Below are 21,444 nucleotides of genomic sequence, written 5' to 3'. Positions count from 1 at the left end.
GAGTTTAACATTATTTGCAAAAGTAATGCAATAATAATTAAAACAATTCTGAAGCTATTGCCTTAATATTATCACTTTTCCCCATGGAGTAATAATGCAATACAGGAACACCATAATCCAACAATTCTTTCGATTGTTTTACTCCCCATTCTATTCCAACCTGTCTTACTGCCTTGTTATCTTTACAGTTCTCCACAGCTTGAATTAATTCTTCCGGAACATCTATTTTAAATACTTGTGGTAATATTTGTAAATGACGCTTCACAGCAATTGGTTTAATTCCTGGAATAATTGGCACATTAATTCCAAAGGCTTTGGCCGCTTCAACAAACTCGAAATACTTCTTATTATCAAAAAACATTTGCGTTACTATATAGTCTGCACCAGCATCTACTTTTTCTTTTAATCTTTTCAAATCGGTTTGTAAAGAAGGGGCTTCCATATGCTTTTCAGGATAACCAGCAACACCAATACAAAAATCCGATTTATGCTCAGACTCAACCACATCATGTAAGTACTTACCAGTATTCAAATTCTGAATTTGAGATACTAATTCAGTAGCATATTTATGTCCACCTTTAGATGGTTCAAAATATTTTTGATGACTCATCGCATCACCACGTAAGGCCATCACATTATCAATCCCCAAATAATGACAATCAACCAACAAGTATTCCGTTTCCTCTTTTGTAAATCCTCCGCACAACACATGTGGTACCGTGTCTACATTGTACTTATGTTTTATAGCAGCACAAATACCTACAGTTCCAGGACGCATACGCGTTATTTTTCTATCTAAAAGCCCTTCACCTTTATCTATATAGATATATTGCTCCCTCGAAGTTGTTACATCAATAAATGGCGGTTTAAACTCCATTAAAGGGTCAATATTATTGTATAACTCTTGTATACTCCTGCCTTTTTGCGGTGGTATAATTTCAAAGGAAAATAATGTTTTTCCTTTCGCTTTTTTTATATGGTCTGTTACTTTCATATTATTTCCTGCAAAAGCAGGAACCTTTTTGTTAATACAATTATTTTATCTGTTTTGTGCAATCGCTAACGTGAGCTATTCTGCCAAGTTAGGATGCAACCACTTTCTAGCTTTTTCTTTGGTTATGCCTTTTCTTTCAGCATAATCGGTTAATTGGTCGTCTGTGATTTTACCTAGACCAAAATACTTTGCCTCTGGATTACCAAAATAATACCCGGAAACGGCTGCTGCTGGCCACATCGCTAAACTTTCAGTTAGCCTTACGCCAATTAGTTTTTCAACATCCAACAACTCCCAAATCGTTTCTTTTTCTAAATGGTCAGGACACGCAGGATACCCCGGTGCTGGACGAATCCCTTTATAACTCTCTTTAATTAAATCTTGATTTGTTAAATCTTCATCAGCTGTATACCCCCAATGCTTGGTTCTAATTTGCTTGTGCAAATATTCAGCAAAAGCCTCGGCAAATCTATCTGCTACGGCTTGCGCCATAATTGCACTGTAATCATCATCTTTAGCTTTGTAACTATCTGCCAATTCTTGCGCTCCAAAAATCCCCACACAAAAGGCACCTATATAATCAGTTTTCCCTGTGTCTTCTGGCGCAATAAAATCAGCTAAAGCTAAATTAGGAATACCCTCGCGCTTTTTTAATTGCTGACGCAAGGTTCTAAATACCGCAACTTCCTTACCTTTTTTCTGAATAGAAATATCATCTTCGTTTATCGCATTTGCTTCAAACAGACCAAATACTGCCTTAGGCTTCAACAATTGTTTTGCAACAATGTCCTGAACCATTTCCTGAGCATCTTCAAACAACTGAGTGGCTTGTTCACCAACCACCTCATCAGTTAAAATATCTGGATATTTACCATGCAAATCCCAGCTTCTAAAAAACGGACTCCAATCAATGAATGGCAATAATTCTTTTAAGCTTAATTGCTTCAATATCTGAACGCCTAACTCCTTCGGCTTAACAATTTCTGAAGTATTCCAATCTATTTGATTTTTTCTTTTACGCGCTTCTTCAATCGAGATATACGATTTCTCTTTACCTCGTTTTAAAAACTTAGTTCGGAATTCATCATAATCCTTTTTCATTTTCGCCACATAAGCATGCGACGTTTTCTTATTCAATAAATCACCAACTACAGTTACCGCTCTTGAGGCGTCATTTACGTGTACTACCGCATTATTGTACTGTGTATCAATCTTAACGGCTGTATGCGCTTTTGATGTAGTTGCACCACCAATCAGCAATGGCACTTGAAAGTTTTTGTTTTGCATTTCTTTTGCCAAATACACCATCTCATCTAGCGACGGTGTAATTAGTCCAGATAGTCCAATAGCATCTACACGTTCAGAAATGGCTGTTTGAATAATCTTTTCAGGTGGCACCATAACACCCAAATCAACGATTTCATAATTATTACAAGCCAACACTACACTCACAATATTTTTACCAATATCGTGTACATCACCTTTTACCGTTGCCATCAAAATCTTCCCAACAGGCTCCGATTTATCTGATTTTTCAGCCTCAATAAACGGATTTAAATAGGCTACCGCTTTTTTCATCACACGTGCTGATTTCACAACTTGTGGTAAAAACATTTTCCCAGCACCAAATAAATCACCAACCACGTTCATACCTATCATTAAGTGACCTTCGATTATCTCAATTGGTTTTGATGCTTCTTGTCGTGCCTGCTCAACATCCTCAATAATAAACGCATCAATCCCTTTTACCAAAGCATGTGTTATTCTATCTTGGATTGAACCTTCTCGCCAAGTTAAATCAACTGTTTTTTCGGCTTTAGTGCCTTTTACCGTTTCAGCAAATTCCAATAAACGCTCCGTGGCATCATCACGTCTATCAAGAATTACATCTTCTACATGCTCTAATAAATCCTTGGGGATATCGTCGTAAACCTCCAACATAGCAGGGTTTACAATACCTATATTCATTCCATTTTGAATGGCATGGTATAAAAATACCGAATGCATCGCTTCGCGAACACCGTTATTCCCTCTAAAAGAAAAGGACACATTACTTACACCACCACTTACAGAAACATTTTCAAGGTTTTCTCGCACCCATTTTGTCGCTTCTATAAAATCAATAGCATTTCTGCGATGCTCATCCATTCCTGTGGCCACAGGAAATATATTTAAATCGAAAATGATATCTTCTGATGGAAAACCAACCTTATTGACTAATATATCATACGATCGCTTAGCTATTTCCATACGGCGTTCATAATTATCGGCCTGTCCAACTTCATCAAACGCCATTACAATAACAGCTGCTCCGTATCTTTTAATTTGAGTTGCTTCCCAAATAAATATGTCTTCTCCTTCTTTAAGTGATATAGAATTCACCACACACTTTCCTTGCACCACTTGAAGTCCTGCCTCTATAATTTCCCACTTGGAAGAGTCAATCATAATAGGTACACGACAGATATCTGGTTCTGCGGCAATTAAGTTTAAGAAACGCACCATGGCCTCTTTTCCGTCAATTAGACCATCGTCCATATTAATGTCAATAATCTGCGCACCCCCATCTACTTGATGGCGTGCAATATCTAAAGCTTCATCAAATTTTTCTTCTTTTATTAAACGAAGAAATTTTCGAGACCCAGCAACATTAGTTCGCTCTCCTACATTTATAAAATTGGAATTCTCGTTTAAAACCAAAGGTTCTAAACCAGACAATTTCATGTATTTTGTTTGTTTTATTTTCATTACTTATAATGCTCTACTGTTGGAAACGGCTCGTAAAAATGGTGTAATAATGCTTTCCATTCTTGATACTCTTCTGATTGCCTGAAACCTTTTTCATGGTCTTCCAACGTCTCCCAGTTTACTAATAATATATATTTATCATCTTGCTCGATACATTTTTTTAATTGATGCGAAATACATCCCTTCATTGAAGAAATAATACCTTCAGCTTTTTGAAAATTGGATTCAAATGCTTCTGAAAATCCTTCTTTTATATGTAATGTGGCTACTTCTAGAATCATAATCCAATTTATACTAAGACTCTTCGACTGCGCTCAAAGTAACAGCATGCCTTGGTTTGTATTTTGAAGCTATATCTGCAATGACTTTTATATGCTCTGGACTTGTTCCACAACAACCTCCAATAATATTGATTAAATTCTTCTTTAAATACTCCTCAATTTGCTCACCCATTTCTTCTGGAGTTTCATCGTACTCTCCAAACGCATTTGGTAAACCTGCATTTGGATGTGCAGAAACAGCAAATTCTGTTTTATTAGCAATTGCTTCTAAATGCGGTTGCAATAAATTAGCCCCTAAAGCACAATTAAATCCAACCGATAACAATGGAATATGCGACACCGAAATTAAAAATGCCTCGGCAGTTTGCCCAGATAAGGTTCTTCCTGAAGCATCCGTAATCGTGCCACTCAACATAATTGGAATGTCAATACTTCTTTCATCTTTTACTTGCTCAATAGCAAATAATGCCGCTTTTGCATTTAATGTATCAAACACCGTTTCAACTAATAACAAATCCACTCCACCATCAACTAGTGCTTCAACTTGTTGTTTATAAGCTATTCGTAATTCATCAAAAGTAACTGCACGATACCCAGGATCATTGACATCAGGAGACATACTTGCTGTACGGTTTGTAGGCCCGATAGAACCTGCTACAAAACGGGGTTTATGAGGTTCTCTGTCCGTGAATTCATCGGCAACTTCCTTGGCTATTTTCGCTGACTGATAATTCAGTTCATAAACCAAATCTTCCATTTGATAATCTGCCATAGCGATAGTCGTTCCAGAGAAGGTATTGGTTTCAACAATATCAGCACCAGCTTCAAAATACTTTCCATGAATCGTTTTAATCGCTTCTGGTTGGGTAATGGACAATAAATCGTTATTACCCTGCAAAGGTGTTGGGTAATCTTTAAAGCGATCGCCTCTAAAATCTTCCTCAGTAAATTTATAAGCTTGTAGCATAGTACCCATGGCACCATCTAAAACTAAAATTCGCTCCTTTATAGCTTCGTATATATTCGACATTTTTTTAATTGTTGTCTAAAATGTCATCAAGAAAAGTTGGGATTCACTTTTCGTTATCTTTCCAATACTGCAACGTATTAGTAGAATTTAGCACCTTCTTTAAAACCCTGACAGACATCAGAACACATAAAGGGTTGCCAAGGTTTCAATGGGTCTAGTCCCTCTACCTTTCTTGATAACTTTAGTACGTTTATGAACTGAGGACAAAAATAACAACTATATTGTTCTTATCCTTAAAATTTATCACTTTATTCGAATAGTGAAGATGATAAATATCGATCTCCTCTATCACAAATTATAGCTACAATTACGCCACTGTTAATTTGTTCCGCAATGGTAAGTGCACAAAATACAGAACCACCACTGCTCATTCCAGCAAAAATGCCTTCTTCTTTAGCTAATTTGATGGTTGTCACTTTTGCATCTTCTTCTGAAACATCAACAACAATATCTACTTTTTTTGGATCAAAAAACTTGGGCACATACTCTGGAGACCATTTTCTAATACCCGGTATTCTTGCCCCATCCGCAGGTTGCGCTCCAACTATGGTTACATCCTTATTCTGCTCCTTTAAATAGGTTGAAGTTCCCGTAATGGTCCCTGTAGTCCCCATAGCTGATACAAAATGTGTTATTTTACCTTTCGTTGCTTTCCATATTTCAGGACCAGTAGTTTTATAATGAGCTTTCCAATTATCATGGTTTTCAAACTGATTTAATAAAGTATAACCCTTTTCATCTCTTAGTTTAAAAGCTAGATCCCGAGAGCCTTCAATACCAATCTCTGCTGGTGTTAATATAACCTCTGCTCCATAAGCACGCATAGTTTTAACACGTTCTTCAGTTGAATTTTCAGGCATTATCAATACCATATTCAATCCTAATAATTTTGAAATGAAAGCCAAGGCAATTCCTGTATTACCACTGGTTGCCTCCACTAAAGTACCACCTTTTTTAATGTCACCCCGTTTTAAGGCTTCATTAATCATATTAAAAGCTGGTCGGTCTTTTACACTTCCACCTGGGTTATTCCCTTCGAGTTTTAAAAACAAACGCACACCCTCTTTATTTAGAAGATGCGTTGCTTCCACCAATGGAGTATTACCTATCTGACCAATAATACTATTTTCGTATGCCATTATTTTTTGGTCTAATTTTAATTTCGGTTTGGTATGTCACTATTGAGTTTTCTGGAATAGACTCCGTTATCCAAACGTTTGCCCCTATAATGCTATTAGCACCTATGGAGATATCACCACCAAGAATAGTAGCATTTGCATATATGCATACACCATCTTCGATGGTTGGATGACGCTTCGTTTTTGCTAAACTTTTTGCTACTGAAATACCACCTAAGGTAACCCCTTGGTATATTTTTACATCCTTACCTATTATTGAAGTCTCACCAATTACAATACCTGTTCCATGGTCAATATAAAACGATTCGTCAATAGTCGCTCCTGGATGAATATCGATACCCGTAATTCCATGAATATATTCACTCATCATTCTGGGCAGAATATGGACACCCCTCTTATAAAGTGCATGACTTAAACGATATATAGAGATTGCATAAAAACCTGGATAGGCTAAATAAATTTCCTCTAAAGAATGTGAAGCAGGATCATTCTTTTCAAATGCAATGGCATCTAAATCTAATTTTCTTCTTATTTCAGGAAGTTCAGCTTGAAAACTTTTCCAAATGGATTCACCATTTTCAATTTCTAATTTCTTGAGTATTTTAAGAAACGTTCTTCCTAAATATGCGCCATGCTCCTCCTCTTGTTCGCAATCAAACAGAGAATAAAATAGACGCTTTGTGAAAGTCTTAGCCGTATCTTTTAGGCAAACATTATAACTTTTCATTTGATAAACATGAAATCCTGCAAGATTTAATTAATCTTGTAGGATTGTAAATTTATGGTTTTATTTCTTTCCTTTTAGCGGAAAACTAAACACTAATTTATCGCTTGCACAACCGCTTTAGGGGCTTCTTTTCTTGAACCATCGAATCCATCAATTCCACTTACCGTTGTATATTTTAATACCAGTCGTTTTCCAGGATTTATTATCCTATATGCTGCCTGACACATTAAAGTCGCTTCATGGAAACCACAAAGAATTAACTTTAATTTTTCTGGATAAGTATTCACATCACCTATTGCAAATATACCCGGAATATTAGTCTGATAATTCAATGAGTTATCTACTTTTATGGCATTCTTTTCAATCTCTAGTCCCCAGTTTGCAATTGGACCTAACTTTGGAGACAAACCAAATAGTGGAATAAAGTGATCCGTTTCAATTTGAAACGCCTCTCCATCTTTTGGAGCAATAGTAACCGCTTGAATCTTTCCATCTCCATGCAATTCCTTTACCTCAGCTGGCGTAATTAATTTAATCTTACCTTCTTTAGTTAACTCACCTACTTTTTCAACAGAATCTAACGCACCTCTAAATTCATTTCTTCTATGAATTAAAGTTACTTCTGAAGCTACATCGGTTAAAAAGATACTCCAATCTAATGCTGAATCTCCACCTCCAGAAATGACAACTTTTTTGTCTCTATAAAACTCAGGATCCTTAATGATATATTCGACACCATTATCTTCATAATCTGCAATACCATCTATTGCAGGCTTTCTAGGTTCAAAAGACCCTAAGCCCCCAGCAATAGCAACTATAGGAGCATGATGCTGCGTTCCTTTATTAGTTGTTACTATGAAAGAACCATCGTCCTGTTTTTCAATAGTTTCAGCACGTTCCCCTAAAGTAAATCCTGGCTCAAATTGCTTACCTTGCTCTAGCAAGTTTCTCGTTAAATCACCAGCTAAAATCTCTGGAAAACCAGGTATATCATAAATTGGTTTTTTGGGATATATCTCTGAGCATTGTCCACCTGGTTGTGGCAATGCATCAATTAAATGACATTTTAATTTTAATAAACCTGCTTCAAAAACCGTAAATAAACCTGTTGGTCCAGCGCCTATGATAAGTATATCAGTCTTAATCATGTTATGATTCTTTTTTCTCAATTAATCCTTTTGTGAATTCGTTTAAGGTTTCTACTTTTTGTTCGAAATCACCTTTTATTGTTTTTTTGTACTCGTTTAAATTCTTAACTAAATCATCAATATTTTCAGGAATGACTTCCTCAAAAAACTGACGTAACCGTTTAGCTGTTGTAGGCGACTTTCCGTTGGTACTAATCGCTACTTTCACATTGCCTTTAGTAACGATACCTCCCATATAAAAATCGCAATATGGTGGATTATCTGCAACATTTACCAATTTATCTTCGGCTCTACAATCTTTCCAAACCTGAACATTAACTTCAGGTACATCGGTCGTTGCAACCACTATATGCTTTCCTTTTAAATACTTTTTTTTGTATTTGTCCTCAATCAATGTTACACAAACTTTTTCGGCTAGCGCTTTAGTACCCTCACGAAACATGGGCGACACCATCGTTACGTGAGCATCTGGACTCGATTTTAAAAGGAACGTTAATTTCTCTTCAGCAACATTACCCCCGCCAACAATCAATACATTCAAGATTCGTGCTTTCAAAAAAATGGGATATAAATTATTACGTTCCATAATTTAACCCTCGGCTACTTCCGTGAAAATTGAACTCAATATTGCTCTTTCTTTAACCACATCACCAATAACTATAATCGCCGGATTCGCTAATTGCTTTTCTTTAACAATTTTTTCAATGGTCCTAATGGATCCTATACCAACATTTTCATTTGCTCTTGTTCCATTTTGAATTATGGCAATAGATGTATCTTGCTTATTTTCAGCTGAAAAAATCTTTACAATTTCTGCAAGTTTCCCCATTCCCATCAAAACAACAACAGTTGCCGTTGATTTGGCAGCTAATCTTACATCGGCTGACAATTTATGTTGTTTGGTAGTTCCTGTAATTACCCAAAAACTTTCCGAAGCTCCGCGTTTGGTTAAAGGAATACCTTGATAAGCTGGGACCGCCGCTGATGATGAAATTCCAGGAACTACAAAGGTTTCCAAACCAAAATGTCTAACATAGTCAATTTCTTCAGCACCTCTTCCAAAAATGAATGGGTCCCCACCTTTTAATCTCACAACATGCCCTTTCTCTATAGCTTTTGAAACGATTAGTTCATTAATCTGCTCTTGCTGAAACGCATAACAGCCCCTACGTTTCCCAACAAAAATAAGTTCTGTATCATCAGAAGCATATCTGAGTAAAGATTCGTTAATAAGTGCATCGTAAAGAATAACCTCAGCAGATTCAATTGCCTTAATTGCTTTAAGAGTTATTAAATCTTCATCTCCAGGACCTGCACCTACAACAGTTAACTTTGGGGTTTTAATACTCATAGTTATTTTTTAAACCGCCTTCCTTTCTAGTTGTGTTTGAGTTTCTCTAAAAGTTCTCACTTTCTCTAAAAACTGATTTGCATCACCAATATATTTGGCAGCAAAATCTGCAGTTGGTGCAAATTTATTAATTTGATATATCAATTCTGAAAAAGAAACTACTAAATCTAATTGTCCACTTCTTACAAACAGCTCATCAAATTGAGAAATAATTCCAGCATGTGTATTTGTTTTCTTGTTTTCGGCTAATAATAAAGCTTTTGCAGAATTCACTAATGAGCTATAAGCATGATAAATAGCACTTGAATAAACTTTATTATAAAAAGACTCCTTAGCATTTTCAATTTTCTCTTCACTCTCCAAAAACAAAGTTGCTATTAAATCGATTACAACGCCTGCACACTCCCCAATACCAATCTCCTTAACATACTTCTCTTCTTCTCCCCAATCTATAAAATCTGATTGTGTCAAATTTGTTACATCTTGTAAATCATTCAAGAAATCGTAGAAATATTTCTCTCCTTTTTCCTTGTAATAATCTACAAATTGCTGCCCGTTTGCATTAGCTTCAAAATCATTTAGAATACGTCTTAAAGCTTCGGGTCCTCTCTTACTAGGAACTTTTACCACCTTATCTGCAAAAGCTCCATTACCATCTCCTAAATTTCCTCCACCTAAAAGGACCTGCAATGCTGGTGCTACTAACTTATCTGGTGTACGAACTGACATCCCTTGGAAACCAATGTTTGCCATATTATGTTGTCCACAAGCGTTCATACAACCACTAATTTTAATAACTAAATCTTCGTTGTTTAAATATTGAGGATACTCCGCTTTAATTACCCGTTCTAATTCGTCAGCTATTCCTGTACTACTTGCTATACCTAAATTACAAGTATCTGTACCAGGACATGCTGTAATATCAACTGCTTTATTATAACCTGCTTCATCAAAACCTAATTTCTCTAATTCTCTATAGAAAAATGGCACTAATTCTCTTTTTACAAAAGGAATAACGATATTCTGACGTAATGATAAACGAATCTCGCCAGCGGCATAATTCTGTACTAGATCAGCTAATAATCTCGCCTTATCTGTATAAAAATCGCCCAACAATACTTTGATGCCAATGGCTACAAAACCTTCCTGTTTTTGAGGAATTAAGTTAGTAGATTTCCAAGTTTCAAAAGCTTGTTGATCTTTAATTGTTACTTCTGGAATTTCAGTTATTTCAACTGGCACTGAAGCTTTATAAGCATCAGCATTAATTTTAACTGATTTGAATTCTATTGCATTTTGTTCCGCTTCAACTAATTCCTTAAAAGCATCAAGACCTATATCTTTAATTAAGAATTTCATTCTAGCCTTAGCACGACTTTTACGTTCGCCGTGACGATCAAAAATTCTTAAAACGCCTTCCATTACAGGAATGATTTTATCAGTTTCTAAAAACTCATACAACACATCAGCATGACGTGGTTGAGAGCCCAAGCCTCCACCAATCATCACTTTAAAACCACGAACACCGTTTTCAATTTTCGCAATAAAACCTAAATCATGCATGTATGATAATCCTGTATCTTCATCTGAAGAGGAGAACGATACTTTAAATTTACGTCCCATTTCTTGACAAATTGGGTTTCGTAAGAAGAACTTGAATAGTGCATCTGCATAAGGAGACACATCGAATGGTTCATTAGGGTCGATACCAGCTGTTTCAGAAGCTGTTACGTTTCTTACTGTGTTACCACAGGCCTCACGAAGTGTAACATCGTCCTTTTCAAGTTCTGCCCATAATTCTGGAGTTCTATTTAAATCTACATAGTGAATTTGAATATCTTGACGCGTTGTGATGTGCAATCTCCCTCTTGAATATTCATCAGAAACATCAGAAATTCTATGTAATTGATTGCTCTTTACTTTTCCGTAAGGCAATTTAATACGAATCATTTGCACGCCTTCTTGACGCTGACCATATACCCCGCGTGCTAAACGTAGGCTTCTAAATTTTTCCTCATCTATTTTTCCATTTTGAAAAAGTTCAATTTTATTGGCTAATTCAATAATATCTTTCTCAACAACTGGATTTTCAAACTCTGTTCTAAAACTTTGCATTTTCTTTTTTATTGAATGAAACCAGCACCAACCGTATTGTTAGACTGTGAATCTATGATGATAAATGAACCGTTTGTTCTGTGATTTTTAAATTGATCGTAAAAAATTGGCTTGTTTAATTTAAAGGTTACAGAAGCAATATCGTTGATTCCTAAACCAGTAACATTTTTCTCGAACCCTGAATAATCTGGATGTATTTTATGATTGATACGATCAACTTTTGCCAACACTTTATTAATACCATGTTGCACCACATATTTATTACCTGGTTTTAACTCATCCGTATCCATCCAACATACGTTGGCTGTAAATTGCTTGTCAATAGTTGGCAAATCGTTTTCCTTAACAATCATATCTCCACGACTCACATTAATATCATTTTCTAATATGATAGTTACCGAGGAACGTCTTGAAGCGGTTTCGTACTTTTCATCATAGAAATAAATATCCTTTATTTTTGAACGAGTTTTTGATGGCAAAACAATAATATCGTCACCAATACTTAAATCACCGCCATAAACCTTTCCTGCATATCCTCTAAAATCATGGTAATCTTCAGTTTTTGGACGAATTACATATTGTACAGGGAAACGTGGCGTCCCAACATTAAAAATATCAGCTTTATCTAATTGCTCTAAGTGTTCTAACAACGCTTCACCTTTATACCAAGGCATTTTATCAGTTTTATTTACAACATTATCGCCTTTTAAAGCACTAACAGGAATAAATGTGATTTTTTGATCTTGGTAATCGCGCTTGCTCATCAATTCAGAAAAATCAGATTTTATTTTGTTGTAAACTTCTTCTGAATAATCAACTAAATCCATTTTATTGATGGCAACAACAACATCTTTAATTCTCAATAAATTATTAATAAAAAAGTGGCGATTAGTTTGCTCAATCACACCTTTTCTTGCGTCAATTAAAATGATAGACGCCTGCGATGTTGAAGCTCCTGTCACCATGTTACGTGTGTACTCTAAATGACCAGGGGTGTCTGCTATGATATAACTTTTCTTTTTTGTTGAAAAATATATATGTGCAACATCAATAGTGATACCTTGTTCTCTTTCGGCAACCAAACCATCCGTAGCTAAAGAAAAATCCAGGTAGTCGTATCCACGTTGCTTACTGGTTTTTTCAATGGCCTCTAACTTATCTGTAGTTAAGGATTTCGTATCATATAGAATACGTCCAATTAAGGTGCTTTTTCCATCATCTACACTTCCTGCTGTTGCTATTTTTAATACTTCCATTTTATATAATAACCTTCAAAAGAAGGTTGTTTTTTAAGTTATTTTATTCTATTTAGAAATACCCTTGCTGCTTACGTTTTTCCATTGCCGCTTCAGAACGTTTATCATCTATTCGAGCACCTCGTTCTGAAATTGATGAATCTCTAATTTCTTCAACTACTTTAGAAATCGAAATCGCATCTGATAAAACTGCTGCAGTACAACTCATATCTCCAACGGTTCTAAAACGCACCATTTCTTCGATTACTTCTTCATCTGCATCTCTATAAACCACACCATCTTCTGCAGACCAAATCATACCGTCTCTTAAGAACACTTTACGCTTATGCGCAAAATAAATTGATGGAATTTCAATATTCTCCTTTTCTATATAAGACCAAACGTCAAGCTCTGTCCAGTTTGAAATGGGGAATACACGAACATTTTGTCCATGATCTATTTCACCATTAAGCATATCAAATAACTCTGGTCTTTGGTTTTTCTCATCCCACTGACCAAAATCATCACGAACTGAAAAAATACGTTCTTTCGCTCTTGCTTTTTCTTCATCACGTCGTGCACCACCAATAGCTGCATCGAACTTAAACTCTTCTAAGGCATCTAAAAGCGTCGTAGTTTGCAACATGTTTCTACTTGCGTACCGTCCCGATTCTTCTTTTACTTTTCCTTGATCAATAGAATCCTGTACGTTTCTTACAATTAATTCTAAACCTAATTCTTTAACCAAACGATCTCTGAACTCAATTGTTTCCGGGAAATTATGCCCTGTATCAATATGCATTAAAGGAAAAGGGACTTTTGCTGGATAGAATGCTTTAACTGCTAATCTTACCAAAGTTATGGAGTCTTTCCCTCCAGAAAACAACAGCACAGGATTTTCAAACTGTGCTGCCACTTCTCTCATGATGTAAATCGCTTCGTTTTCAAGTGAATTGATATGCGATGTGTCTTTATTCATAATCTTATTTAATTCGTTTTAAAATGCAAATATCCCTTTTTTATCTAATTTAAGCATGTAAACCGCACTCTCTATTCTCTAATGCTTTTGTTGGGTCGAAATATTTGAATTCGTTTGGCAAATTATTTTGTTCTAAATAGGTATCTAATTTTTCATCGGACCAATAGTAAAAAGGACTTACTTTTAATGTGCCATCTTTACTTAAACTAAAAATACCAATACTATTTCTAAAAGCTGTTTGTCCTTGACGTAGATTTGTGAACCATATGTTTGGCTTATGCTCTTCCATAGCTCTTTTGAAAGGCTCTAACTTCACTTGCTCTGTAAATAAAATATGCTCAGGTGCATCGATACTTGGAATTCCCATCACCACATCGCGATGAGCCGATGTTTGTTTTGGCACATATAAAGACACATTTAAGTTCAAGTCTTTTATAACTTGCTCTGCATGCTTATAAGTTTGAGGTGTATTGTAGCCTGTATCACACCAAACCACAGGAATATTAGCCTCTACCTTGCTGACTGCATGAAGAATTGCAGCTTCATAAGGTCTGAAGTTTGTCGTTACAACTGCCTTTTTATTAAGTTCAAAAGCTTTATGAATAATTTCAGCCGGCGCTGCTTTGTCAAAGCTTTTATTTAATTCTTCTATTTGAGTTTCTGTAAACATCCTTCTATCTTTTTATTTTCCCCATTTAATAACATTCCAAATGCGCTCATGAAAAAAGTACAGAATTAATTTTGTAATAAAATCTATTGACGCGATTGAAGCTGCCAATGATATTCTTCCAGTTAAAATATAAGAAACCACTAAAGTGTCTAGGGTCCCTACAATTCTCCAGCTAAGCGCCTTAGCAACACTTCTTATTGGTTTTTCACCTACGCTATCTTCTTGGTAAGTAGACTTTTCTTTACTTTTTAATAACATCTGCTCGATCATTTGTCGATTATTTACATTAATCCTATCAATTTACTAGGGATTACAAATGTAATATAATTTTATACAAGAAAAAGATAATTAAGAATTTTTTAGAATAATTGGAAATATTTTGGTTTAATGGTAGAAATAATTCAGTAAAAAAGGTCGATAATAAGAATTATTCATTAGATAAATCTTCCAAAGTAGTGTTTCTAAACACACTAAGTGTATTATCTCGAACTTGAATCATTAATCTGTGCACACTACATTTATTTTCGTCTGGACAATCATCACACTTCTCATAATAGTTCAAACTTACGCATGGCACCATAGCAATTGGCCCTTCTAGGACACGCATTACATCAGTCATTTTAATTTCAGATGGCTCATGTCGTAAATAATAACCACCGTGCTTACCTTTTTTCGACCCTAAAATCCCAGCTTTTCTTAAAGTAAGTAGAATACTTTCCAAAAACTTTTGTGGAATTTGTTCACTCTTTGAAATAGTGCTAACTTGAACTGGCGAGTCACTCTTTGTTCTTGAAATATAAGTCAAGGCCTTTAAGCCATATTTTGTTTTTTTGGAAAGCATGTTGCTAATATAACTAATTTAAAGCCTGCTCCAAATCTGCAATAATATCATCTATATGTTCTAATCCCAAAGAACAACGTACCATCCCATCTGTTATACCCGCCGCAGCCTTTACTTCTGGTTCAAGTTTAGCATGAGTTGTACTCGCAGGATGCGTAACAATAGTTCGTGTATCTCCCAAATTAGCAGATAAAGAACACATTTTTATCGCATCAAAAAAAGCCTTACCGCCCTCTAGTCCTCCTTTAACTTCGAAAGCAACAATATTACCTCCCAAACGCATTTGTTTTTTTGCGATTTCATATTTAGGGTGTGATTTTAAAAAAGGATATCTCACCCAATTCACTTTAGGATGTCCTTCTAGATATTCCGCCAACTTTAAAGCATTTTCACAGTGCTTCTCGACGCGAATAGCAAGTGTCTCTAGTGATTTTGACAACACCCAGCCATTAAAGGGACTCATTGCAGGTCCTGTGAGCCTTGAAAACAAATAAATTTCTCGGATCAATTCTTTTTTGCCAACAGTTACTCCTCCAAGTACACGTCCTTGACCATCCATTAACTTAGTCGCAGAATGAATGACTAAATCTGCTCCATACTTAATTGGATTTTGCAAATAAGGTGTTGCAAAACAATTATCAATAACCAATAATAAGTTGTGCTTTTTACAAATAGCACTTAAAAAATTTAAATCTAACACATCCACCCCTGGATTAGTAGGTGTTTCAGCGTAAATAAACTTAGTATTTGGTTGAATTAAATTTTCAATATTATCTACCTCATTAATGTTGAAGTAAGAACATTCAATATTCCATTTTGGAAAGTATTTCGTAAATAAACCATGGGTAGCTCCAAAAACAGAACTGCATGAAACCACATGATCGCCAGCGTCTAACAATGTTGCAAAGGTTGAAAACACAGCGGCCATTCCACTAGCAAATGCAAAACCTGCTTCTGCACCTTCCATGGTGCATACTTTGTCTACAAATTCGTTAACATTAGGGTTACTGTAACGGGTATATAAATCACGTTGCTTTTCTTCGGCAAAGGATGCTCTCATTTCTTCGGCATCGTCAAATACAAATCCAGATGTTAAGTATAAGGGTACAGAATGCTCTGAAAACTGAGTGGTTTCACTTTGTATTCTTATAGCTTCTGTTTCAAACTGTTTTTTGTTCTTACTCATTATTACTATTTAGGTTTAGACTGCGCTCAACCTGACATTAATTTATATGTTTTGACAACCTTAAAATATCTCCAAACACACCTCTTGCAGTAACTTCTGCTCCTGCACCTGCTCCTTGAATGACTATAGGTTGTTCACCATATGATTCTGTAAATATTTCAAAAATAGCATCAGAGCCTTTTACGTGGCCTAAGGTACTATCCTCAGGAATTGACACCAATTTCACTTCTAAATTGCCTTTATCTTGAGATAAATCACCTGATAAATCTCCAACATATCGCAACACATGACCATCTGGTTGATCGTCTTTTAATTTCTGATATTGTTCATCTAACACCTCTAACTGGGCGAGAAATTCTTCTAACAAAATATCTCGATAATCTTCAGGTATTAAGTTTAACACTTCAACATCCTCAAACTCATTTTGCAAATCTAACTCTCTTGCCAAAATTAATAGCTTTCTAGCCACATCATTTCCAGAAAAATCTTCTCTTGGATCGGGTTCTGTAAAACCTTTATCAACAGTTTCTTTTATAATGGCGCTAAATGGTTTGTCTTGAACCGAAAAATTATTAAACAAATAACTTAAGGTCCCAGAAAACACTCCACGAATTCTAGTAATATTTTCTCCAGACTCATGAAGCAGTTTAATGGTATCAATTAATGGTAATCCTGCACCAACCGTTGTCTCATATAAATATTGCTTGTTATGTTCGGTCAAATGATTTCGTAATTCACTATAAAATTCATGCGAAATGGTATTTGCAATCTTATTGGAAGATACAAGGTCGAAACCAGCTTCTATTAAAGGTATATAATTTTTATAAAAGACATCGCTTGCGGTATTATCTACTGCAATCAAATTTTCTAAATGATGGTTTTTTGCAAAAGTGATAATGTCATCAATGGAGCTTTCATACGAACTAGATTCAATAGCATCCTTCCAATTAGAACTTGCACCACCTTTGTCCAAAAGCAACTTTCTAGAATTAGCAATAGCAAATACATTTAAGCTAATGCCTTTGCGCCTTTCAATCTCATCCCTTGATTTTAAAATTTGATTGATTAGCGCTCCTCCAACGCCGCCATGACCAAATATGGCAATGTTTATTTTTTTAGAAATTCCGAATACTTCACCATGAATAACATTTACTGCTTTATGTAATTCAGATTTTTTAACAACCAAACTCACATTCTTACCAGTAACGGTATTATTAAAAAGTAACGGCGTGATTTGATTCTTTATAAGTGCATTAAATGGTTTATGGAAAGAGCTCAATTCTATACCAATAATTGAAATGACAGCCACATCATCAATAACATCAATTTTATTAACGTCTTGTGAATAAAAATCACCCTCAAACTCCCGCTCTAATGCAATAACAGCATGGGTCGCTTGATCTGCATCAATAATTAATCCAATACCTCGTTCTGAGGACCCTTGAGACACAATGCTCACGCTAATATTATGTCTGCTTAATGCTCCAAATATTCTAGCATCAACACCAATTTTACCGAGTAAACCTCTACCCTCTAAATTAATCAATGCCACATTATCTAAAATAGATAATGAGGTTACTTCCTTATTACTTGGCTTTGCAGTTATGAGAGTCCCTTCATCATCGGAATTAAAAGTATTTAATATTCTGAGGTTGATATTTTTCTCTACAAGCGGAATAATTGTTTTTGCGTGTAAAACCGATGTACCAAAATTGGCTAATTCATTTGCCTCTGCAAATGACAACTCTCTAATTTGTTTGGCATCATTCACTAATCCAGGATCTGCTGTGTAAATCCCACTAACATGAGTGAAATTCTGTAATTCTTCAGCATCTAAATAATTAGCAATTAATGCCGCTGTATAATTACTTCCATTGCGTCCCAATGTGGTTGTTTCATTCTTTAAATTAGATCCAATAAAACCTGTTATTACATTAACAACATCTCTATTTTTACTAAAAAAGGCTTGGATATTTTCTTTTGATAATTTTGCTAGAGGCTGCGCATTTCCAAAAGACTCATCTGTTTTTATTAACTCCCTTGAATCGGTTACATTAGCTTTAATCCCTTGCTCATTTAGCAAATGTGCTATCAGTTTTACAGAAAGCAACTCGCCTTGTGCTAAAATATTGTCTTTCGTTTTCTTACTGTAATCACGTAAGAGACTTACACCTTCAAACAGTTTATCGAGAATTGAAAACTCCTTGGAGAAATCAATATTTTTAGCAGGTTCTATCTGATACGCTTTAAAATCATCTAAATCGCCTTGATAAGCTTCTCCCTTTAAAGCCTTATTTAAAATAGATTCTAAATCATCTGTCGCCGTTCCTCTAGCTGAAACCACAACAGAAATTCGCTCTCCATCTTCAACTTTATTTTTAATAATTGAAAGCACGGTATTTAGCCCTTTTCCATTAGCTAAAGATTTACCTCCAAATTTTAATACTTTCATTCTTTTTCTTTTTGAATGTGGCACAAATATGCCCTCTACTATTTTTTCAAGCTGGTCGTATTCCATTAAAAAAGCATCATGTCCATGTACAGAATGGATCTCATTATAGGTTACATTAGGATGTGTTAACGCCAACTGTTTATGCGTTTGTCTATTTTCTTCGGCAGTAAAAAACAAATCGGAATCTACACCTATAATATGAATTTTAGATTCTATGTTTTCAAGAACATTGAAATTATCGGCTCTACCTTTAGTAACATCAATAGACTTTAACAATTGATTCATCAACTTATAAGCCGATAATTGAAAACGCTCTTGCAATTTTTTACCGTGATGCAACAACCAACTTTCAACATTGAAAATTTCTAAGTCTTCATTTTTTGAACGCTGAAAACGTTCTTTGAATGATTCTGGTGTTCGATAACATAACATGGCATGCATCCTAGCATCATGCACTGGGTTTTTGGAATTCAACAAAAACTGTTCTTGAATTTGGCAGTTGGCAATGAGCCAATCGGTCGATTTCCAGTCTGTTGCCACAACAATTAAATGCTCTGTAAAGTTAGGTTCTAAAACTGCCATTTCCCATGCAATTCCACCACCAAGTGAGCCCCCAATGGTTGCAAAAACCTTACCTGTATTCAATGTTTTCAAACCTATTAAAAATAGTCTTGCCACATCGCGCGCTACAAAATCTTTGTAGTTATCTATAACAAATCCATCGAAACCATTTCCAGGAATATTGAACGCCAATACGGTGTAAAGCTTGGTATCAATTACTTTATCTTCTCCGATTAGATCTTGCCACCAACCATCTTTACCAGCAACATTGCTATTTCCTGTTAAAGCATGATTCACCAGAACTATTGGCGCACTTCCTAATGCTTTACCAAAGACTTGATAACTCAATTTTATTTCAGGATTAGACGCACCACTTTCCATAGTGAAATTATTTATGATGGTATGTTGCAACGGATGCTTCACAAGAATTTTAGATATGCTTATTTTATTTTAGCAAATGCCTGCTTTAAATCTTCCTTTAAATCTTCTATGTCTTCTATTCCCACTGATAAACGAATTAAATCTGAAGTAACACCTGCAGATGCCTGTTGTTCCTCATTTAACTGTTGGTGCGTTGTACTAGATGGGTGAATAATTAAAGATTTAGTATCACCAATATTTGCCAATAATGAAAACACTTTTGTTTCATCCGCAATAGTTTTTGCTGCCTCAAAACCAGCTTTAGCCCCGAAAGTCACAATACCGCTTTGCCCTTTTGGTAAATATTTATCTGCCAATGCTTTGTATTTGCTGCTTTCTAGTCCCGGATAATTAACCCAAGCCACTTCTGGTTGTACTTCTAACCATTTGGCAAGTTCTAAAGCATTTTCACTATGTTGCTTTATTCTTAGTGGCAAAGTTTCTAAACCTTGAATAATATTAAACGCATTTGTTGGACTTAAGGCACCTCCAAAATCCCTCAATCCTTCCAAGATTAATTTAAATGTGTAAGCTGCTGCCCCAAGTGTTTCGTGGTATACTAATCCGTGGTAACCTGCTGATGGCTCCGTGAATTCTGGGAATTTACCATTAGACCAATCGAATGTTCCTGCATCTATAATAGCCCCTCCAATAGATGTTCCTTGTCCTCCAATATATTTTGTAAGTGAGTGAATTACAATGTTTGCTCCGTGTTTAATAGGATTCAATAGAGCTGGTGTTGCTACAGTATTATCTACAATAAATGGCACACCTGCTGCTTTCGAATATTCCGATATTGCCTCTAAATCTAAGACATCCAGTTTAGGATTACCCAAAGACTCTACAAAAAAAGCTCGCGTATTATCTTGAACGGCTTTAGAGAAATTTTCAGGGTCTGAAGCATCTACAAAAGTTGTAGTAATACCTAAACGTGGCAAAGTAACACTAAGTAAATTATAGGTTCCTCCGTAAAGACTACTTGATGCAACAATATGGTCTCCAGCTTTTAATAGTGTTAGAAGTCCAGTAGAAATAGCCGATGTGCCAGATGCAAAAACTACAGCTCCTATGCCTCCTTCAATCGCTGCTAAACGTTCCTGTAAGATTTGATTCGTCGGGTTATTTAAACGTGTGTATATAAATCCTAATTCCTGAAGTGAAAATAAATTCGCTGCATGATCGGAATTATTAAAAACATACGATGTGGTTTGATAAATTGGAACAGCTCTGGTTCCAGCGTTTTGTGTTACGTCGTGTCCTGCATGTAATGCATTTGTTGCTAATTGATTCGTGCTCATTTTTCTATTTCTTATTTAGTTAAAATTAAAACTTCTCGTTTTTCGAGAATAACAAATTCAATTGAAACTTCAATGCATAAGCATCTTAGAATACTTTAGACTTAATAGAAAAATGTTAAAAAGAAATTAAGAACTTACAGTGTGTAAATTCGTTAGGTTATCTATCCATTATGGGTAGAATTTAGCACCTTCCCCGAAAAATCGGGAGGTTGCTAAGGCTTCAAAGGGTCTATTCCCTCCACCTTTCTTGATAACATTTCAATAAGTGC

Annotated in this window: 18 protein-coding genes and 2 riboswitches; all 18 genes read right to left on the bottom strand. The window is 35.4% G+C overall.

Features of this window, described 5'->3' with window-relative positions:
- Positions 1-37 precede the first annotated feature (37 nt).
- Positions 38-994 carry a methylenetetrahydrofolate reductase [NAD(P)H] gene (metF, locus tag FEF17_RS06905; RefSeq protein ID WP_139001613.1) on the bottom strand — a complete coding sequence of 319 codons (957 nt, stop codon included), beginning with the start codon at positions 992-994 and terminating at the stop codon, positions 38-40.
- A 75-nt stretch (positions 995-1,069) separates the two neighbouring features.
- Positions 1,070-3,742: a methionine synthase gene (gene metH, locus FEF17_RS06900; RefSeq protein WP_139001612.1), complete on the bottom strand. Its 2,673-nt coding sequence runs from the start codon at positions 3,740-3,742 to the stop codon at positions 1,070-1,072.
- Positions 3,742-4,023 carry an antibiotic biosynthesis monooxygenase family protein gene (locus FEF17_RS06895; RefSeq protein WP_139001611.1) on the bottom strand — a complete coding sequence of 94 codons (282 nt, stop codon included), beginning with the start codon at positions 4,021-4,023 and terminating at the stop codon, positions 3,742-3,744. The genes metH and FEF17_RS06895 overlap by 1 nt, the downstream gene beginning before the upstream one ends.
- Before the next feature lie 13 nt (positions 4,024-4,036).
- Positions 4,037-5,053, bottom strand: a complete 1,017-nt coding sequence (locus FEF17_RS06890; RefSeq protein ID WP_139001610.1) for a homocysteine S-methyltransferase family protein — start codon at positions 5,051-5,053, stop codon at positions 4,037-4,039.
- Between the two features lie 50 nt (positions 5,054-5,103).
- Positions 5,104-5,235: riboswitch (SAM riboswitch) on the bottom strand.
- 66 nt (positions 5,236-5,301) lie between these two features.
- Positions 5,302-6,192 carry a cysteine synthase CysM gene (gene cysM / locus FEF17_RS06885; protein ID WP_139001609.1) on the bottom strand — a complete coding sequence of 297 codons (891 nt, stop codon included), beginning with the start codon at positions 6,190-6,192 and terminating at the stop codon, positions 5,302-5,304.
- Positions 6,176-6,919, bottom strand: a complete 744-nt coding sequence (gene epsC / locus FEF17_RS06880; protein ID WP_139001608.1) for a serine O-acetyltransferase EpsC — start codon at positions 6,917-6,919, stop codon at positions 6,176-6,178. The genes cysM and epsC overlap by 17 nt, the downstream gene beginning before the upstream one ends.
- A gap of 92 nt (positions 6,920-7,011) precedes the next feature.
- The gene (locus FEF17_RS06875; protein WP_139001607.1) at positions 7,012-8,067 is read right to left on the bottom strand and encodes an NAD(P)/FAD-dependent oxidoreductase; all 1,056 of its coding nucleotides are present in this window, start codon (positions 8,065-8,067) and stop codon (positions 7,012-7,014) included.
- Between the two features lies 1 nt (position 8,068).
- The gene (locus FEF17_RS06870; protein WP_139001606.1) at positions 8,069-8,653 is read right to left on the bottom strand and encodes a precorrin-2 dehydrogenase/sirohydrochlorin ferrochelatase family protein; all 585 of its coding nucleotides are present in this window, start codon (positions 8,651-8,653) and stop codon (positions 8,069-8,071) included.
- A 3-nt stretch (positions 8,654-8,656) separates the two neighbouring features.
- Positions 8,657-9,418 carry a uroporphyrinogen-III C-methyltransferase gene (gene cobA / locus FEF17_RS06865; RefSeq protein ID WP_139001605.1) on the bottom strand — a complete coding sequence of 254 codons (762 nt, stop codon included), beginning with the start codon at positions 9,416-9,418 and terminating at the stop codon, positions 8,657-8,659.
- 9 nt (positions 9,419-9,427) lie between these two features.
- Positions 9,428-11,533: a HEPN domain-containing protein gene (locus FEF17_RS06860; RefSeq protein WP_139001604.1), complete on the bottom strand. Its 2,106-nt coding sequence runs from the start codon at positions 11,531-11,533 to the stop codon at positions 9,428-9,430.
- Between the two features lie 8 nt (positions 11,534-11,541).
- Complete coding sequence (locus FEF17_RS06855) at positions 11,542-12,789, bottom strand: sulfate adenylyltransferase subunit 1 (protein WP_139001603.1); 1,248 nt, start codon at positions 12,787-12,789, stop codon at positions 11,542-11,544.
- Between the two features lie 52 nt (positions 12,790-12,841).
- Positions 12,842-13,747, bottom strand: a complete 906-nt coding sequence (gene cysD / locus FEF17_RS06850) for a sulfate adenylyltransferase subunit CysD (RefSeq protein WP_139001602.1) — start codon at positions 13,745-13,747, stop codon at positions 12,842-12,844.
- Between the two features lie 49 nt (positions 13,748-13,796).
- Positions 13,797-14,417: a phosphoadenosine phosphosulfate reductase domain-containing protein gene (locus FEF17_RS06845; protein ID WP_139001601.1), complete on the bottom strand. Its 621-nt coding sequence runs from the start codon at positions 14,415-14,417 to the stop codon at positions 13,797-13,799.
- A gap of 12 nt (positions 14,418-14,429) precedes the next feature.
- Complete coding sequence (locus tag FEF17_RS06840) at positions 14,430-14,675, bottom strand: DUF2061 domain-containing protein (protein WP_246046799.1); 246 nt, start codon at positions 14,673-14,675, stop codon at positions 14,430-14,432.
- A 169-nt stretch (positions 14,676-14,844) separates the two neighbouring features.
- Positions 14,845-15,258, bottom strand: a complete 414-nt coding sequence (locus tag FEF17_RS06835; RefSeq protein WP_139001599.1) for an RrF2 family transcriptional regulator — start codon at positions 15,256-15,258, stop codon at positions 14,845-14,847.
- Between the two features lie 13 nt (positions 15,259-15,271).
- Positions 15,272-16,444: a trans-sulfuration enzyme family protein gene (locus tag FEF17_RS06830; RefSeq protein ID WP_139001598.1), complete on the bottom strand. Its 1,173-nt coding sequence runs from the start codon at positions 16,442-16,444 to the stop codon at positions 15,272-15,274.
- Between the two features lie 37 nt (positions 16,445-16,481).
- Positions 16,482-19,880, bottom strand: coding sequence for a bifunctional aspartate kinase/homoserine dehydrogenase I (gene thrA / locus FEF17_RS06825; protein WP_139001597.1), 3,399 nt, complete (start codon positions 19,878-19,880; stop codon positions 16,482-16,484).
- A 17-nt stretch (positions 19,881-19,897) separates the two neighbouring features.
- Positions 19,898-21,175: an O-acetylhomoserine aminocarboxypropyltransferase/cysteine synthase family protein gene (locus tag FEF17_RS06820; protein ID WP_139001596.1), complete on the bottom strand. Its 1,278-nt coding sequence runs from the start codon at positions 21,173-21,175 to the stop codon at positions 19,898-19,900.
- A 154-nt stretch (positions 21,176-21,329) separates the two neighbouring features.
- A riboswitch (SAM riboswitch) is annotated at positions 21,330-21,432 on the bottom strand.
- Between the last annotated feature and the right edge of the window lie 12 nt (positions 21,433-21,444).

Source organism: Hyunsoonleella aestuarii (assembly GCF_006148925.1).
In the GTDB taxonomy this organism is placed as follows: domain Bacteria; phylum Bacteroidota; class Bacteroidia; order Flavobacteriales; family Flavobacteriaceae; genus Algibacter_D; species Algibacter_D aestuarii.
Note: the sequence above shows the minus strand (reverse complement) of the source record. Positions and strands in the feature narration are given on the sequence as shown.

Excerpts from the sequence above, each read along its gene's own strand:
- metF (WP_139001613.1), bottom strand. The coding sequence starts at position 994 with ATGAAAGTAACAGACCATATAAAAAAAGCGAAAGGAAAAACATTATTT.
- metH (WP_139001612.1), bottom strand. The coding sequence starts at position 3,742 with ATGAAAATAAAACAAACAAAATACATGAAATTGTCTGGTTTAGAACCT.
- FEF17_RS06895 (WP_139001611.1), bottom strand. The coding sequence starts at position 4,023 with ATGATTCTAGAAGTAGCCACATTACATATAAAAGAAGGATTTTCAGAA.
- FEF17_RS06890 (WP_139001610.1), bottom strand. The coding sequence starts at position 5,053 with ATGTCGAATATATACGAAGCTATAAAGGAGCGAATTTTAGTTTTAGAT.
- cysM (WP_139001609.1), bottom strand. The coding sequence starts at position 6,192 with ATGGCATACGAAAATAGTATTATTGGTCAGATAGGTAATACTCCATTG.
- epsC (WP_139001608.1), bottom strand. The coding sequence starts at position 6,919 with ATGAAAAGTTATAATGTTTGCCTAAAAGATACGGCTAAGACTTTCACA.
- FEF17_RS06875 (WP_139001607.1), bottom strand. The coding sequence starts at position 8,067 with ATGATTAAGACTGATATACTTATCATAGGCGCTGGACCAACAGGTTTA.
- FEF17_RS06870 (WP_139001606.1), bottom strand. The coding sequence starts at position 8,653 with ATGGAACGTAATAATTTATATCCCATTTTTTTGAAAGCACGAATCTTG.
- cobA (WP_139001605.1), bottom strand. The coding sequence starts at position 9,418 with ATGAGTATTAAAACCCCAAAGTTAACTGTTGTAGGTGCAGGTCCTGGA.
- FEF17_RS06860 (WP_139001604.1), bottom strand. The coding sequence starts at position 11,533 with ATGCAAAGTTTTAGAACAGAGTTTGAAAATCCAGTTGTTGAGAAAGAT.
- FEF17_RS06855 (WP_139001603.1), bottom strand. The coding sequence starts at position 12,789 with ATGGAAGTATTAAAAATAGCAACAGCAGGAAGTGTAGATGATGGAAAA.
- cysD (WP_139001602.1), bottom strand. The coding sequence starts at position 13,747 with ATGAATAAAGACACATCGCATATCAATTCACTTGAAAACGAAGCGATT.
- FEF17_RS06845 (WP_139001601.1), bottom strand. The coding sequence starts at position 14,417 with ATGTTTACAGAAACTCAAATAGAAGAATTAAATAAAAGCTTTGACAAA.
- FEF17_RS06840 (WP_246046799.1), bottom strand. The coding sequence starts at position 14,675 with ATGTTATTAAAAAGTAAAGAAAAGTCTACTTACCAAGAAGATAGCGTA.
- FEF17_RS06835 (WP_139001599.1), bottom strand. The coding sequence starts at position 15,258 with ATGCTTTCCAAAAAAACAAAATATGGCTTAAAGGCCTTGACTTATATT.
- FEF17_RS06830 (WP_139001598.1), bottom strand. The coding sequence starts at position 16,444 with ATGAGTAAGAACAAAAAACAGTTTGAAACAGAAGCTATAAGAATACAA.
- FEF17_RS06820 (WP_139001596.1), bottom strand. The coding sequence starts at position 21,175 with ATGAGCACGAATCAATTAGCAACAAATGCATTACATGCAGGACACGAC.